Consider the following 2,220-nt stretch of genomic DNA (forward strand, 5'->3'; position numbering starts at 1 on the left):
TTTCCGTACAAATCCCAACTGCTTTCCTAAGTAAAATAATAGTGTGGCGATAGTCTACGAAAAATTAATTCCTAGATAACCTATGAGCCGCTAATTTACTGGATATTTTTTAATGGCGGGAATTGCTGATGAATGCTCTGGCTCACATTTTGGACCGCACTCACAATAATGATTTTTATCTACAAAATAGAAACCACCAAAAAAACGCTCGTTTTCTTGGTAGTTTAAAAAAGGAGTAAATCGAGGTCAATCAAAACAAAATTACTCATTGAAAAATCTAAACAAGCCAAAAAATAATTCGATCCGTTTCTTTATTGAGTCCAATCTTCTATTTTTAAGCCATCAATTTGGGAAAAAGCACGATCATTTGTGATGAGCACTATTCCTAAAGATAGGGCATGAGCAGCGATCAGTAAATCAAGATTCCCCAATATTCTACCCTTTCTTTGCAAGTCAGCACGAAGAGTTCCATAACAAGCTGCAACAGCACTATCCCATGGTAACACATCAACGCGAATCAAAAACTCGTGCACAACAATGCTTAGCTTTTTTGCATCAGGTCTTTTGGCCAATCCAAATAGTAGTTCACCTTCGGTTATAACGGAAATTGCCAGCTCGGACATAGGAACAGAAATAACTTTGTTACGAACATGATGGTCTCCTTTGATAAAATGGCTAACTATATTAGTGTCCAGCATATAACGATTGGCTATTTCATCAGTCATTAAAAATATCCCTTTCTTGAGGTAAAGAATCTTCCCTCGACACCATAAAATCCTTAGGAATTTCCACAGTTTTTAAAAGATTAAAAAAGTCATCCCAATCTCCTGGTTTACGTGACAAAATCACATCGCCCGTTATTGGATCTTTTCTTATAAAAACCTCGGTGCAGTTAAAACGGTAAGCTGCTGGTAAGCGTACAGCTTGGCTGCGCCCATTTGTAAATATTTTAGCTGATTGGCTCATGATAAACCCCATTTCATTGGTATATATTAAAGTATATGCCAGGATCTGATATATATCAAGAAATATACCACCAAGAAAACGAGTGTTTTTCTGGTGGTAGGAGAAAAGTTAGTTGCAAATAAAGTGGGCCAGATTTTAGGTAGTGGCAAATAATGTGAGCCGAAATTTATTTTCATTCGCATTTAATTTGGGCCAATTTCATGCGCTGATTGCGAGCCGAGTCGTTTTTGAAAGCGGGCCACTACAGATAAATATTCACATAAAGAACTTTATATAAAAAGCAGCACACCTTTCGCATTAAAAATGTCGGGAGCAACTCTTAGAAATTCATCACGATTAATAACGATTATTAAATGAATCATAGCTTCGATAAGAATCGAAAGAATTACTTGTTCCATAGGAGCTGCCATTTAGATCAAGACACCCCGACATAGGCAATCCAGTAGCCGGATTTATTCTTGTTTCTGTTAAAGTTGAGTGATGAAAACATCCTTTAGTTAAATTGCTCTTTTCATTCTCAGAAAGATCGCGAACCGCAATAATTTTGACAAATGATTTTAAAATTTTTTTAATTAAGCGCATATATATCTCCATTAACTATACTCCAATAACTATACTCCAAATTTATTGGTCGCAATTCTTGATAACAAAAAGAACCAATCACAATCGCGCGAGTTATGCTCGAATCTGGTGTATGGAAAAATAAATTAGGTGGCGTATCCTGTTGATAGTTCCGCAAGAACAAAATCAACAAAAGGAAATACGCCATGAAGGATTGTAATCTGAACGAGGTATCAACACCAGTTCAAAAAGTCATTGATCCCTTAACTGAGTTATTAAGGAATGGAGCCCGTGATTTAATTAGACAGGCAGTAGAAACTGAGTTAGCAACCATGCTATCCGAGTACTCGGATTTAAAGTTATTGAATGGAAGGCAGGCGATTGTTCGCAATGGTTATTTACCAGAACGCACTATCCAGACAGGCATTGGTGATGTGGTTGTTAAGGTACCTAAAGTACGCGATCGTAGCGGTTCAGGCATTCATTTTACTAGCCAACTATTACCGCCTTATTTAAGGCGTACCAAAAGTATCGAGGAATTGATTCCCTGGCTCTATTTAAAAGGGTTATCAACAGGCGACTATTCAGAGGCGTTGGGTTCACTATTGGGTGAGCATGCAAAGGGTTTATCTGCGAATACTGTATCACGCCTAAAAAGCCAATGGCTTGATGAGCACCAAAACTGGCAACGCC

The 2,220-nt window shown here is 37.7% G+C and carries 4 protein-coding genes; 1 reads left to right on the forward strand and 3 read right to left on the reverse strand.

The features are described 5' to 3' along the window. Positions 1 to 311 precede the first annotated feature (311 nt). From ACQY7T_RS09955 to ACQY7T_RS09965, 3 genes are all read right to left on the reverse strand, one after another. Entirely contained in the window at positions 312 to 725 is a 414-nt protein-coding gene (locus ACQY7T_RS09955) for a type II toxin-antitoxin system VapC family toxin (protein ID WP_428413095.1), read from the reverse strand. Further along, entirely contained in the window at positions 718 to 966 is a 249-nt protein-coding gene (locus ACQY7T_RS09960; RefSeq protein WP_428413097.1) for an antitoxin, read from the reverse strand. The genes ACQY7T_RS09955 and ACQY7T_RS09960 overlap by 8 nt, the downstream gene beginning before the upstream one ends. Before the next feature lie 336 nt (positions 967 to 1,302). Then, a complete protein-coding gene (locus ACQY7T_RS09965) occupies positions 1,303 to 1,548 on the reverse strand; it encodes a hypothetical protein (protein ID WP_428413099.1) in 246 nt (81 codons plus the stop codon). Positions 1,549 to 1,733: 185 nt separating this feature from the next. On the opposite strand from ACQY7T_RS09965, the gene ACQY7T_RS09970 reads away from it, so the two are divergent. Further along, positions 1,734 to 2,220 (forward strand): transposase (locus ACQY7T_RS09970; protein WP_428413101.1); only part of this gene is annotated, 487 nt, incomplete at its 3' end.

The organism is Legionella sp., from assembly GCF_965140895.1.
Classification (GTDB): domain Bacteria; phylum Pseudomonadota; class Gammaproteobacteria; order Legionellales; family Legionellaceae; genus Legionella.

Coding starts and splice junctions, on each gene's coding strand:
- ACQY7T_RS09955 (WP_428413095.1), bottom strand. CDS start 725: ATGACTGATGAAATAGCCAATCGTTATATGCTGGACACTAATATAGTT.
- ACQY7T_RS09960 (WP_428413097.1), bottom strand. CDS start 966: ATGAGCCAATCAGCTAAAATATTTACAAATGGGCGCAGCCAAGCTGTA.
- ACQY7T_RS09965 (WP_428413099.1), bottom strand. CDS start 1,548: ATGCGCTTAATTAAAAAAATTTTAAAATCATTTGTCAAAATTATTGCG.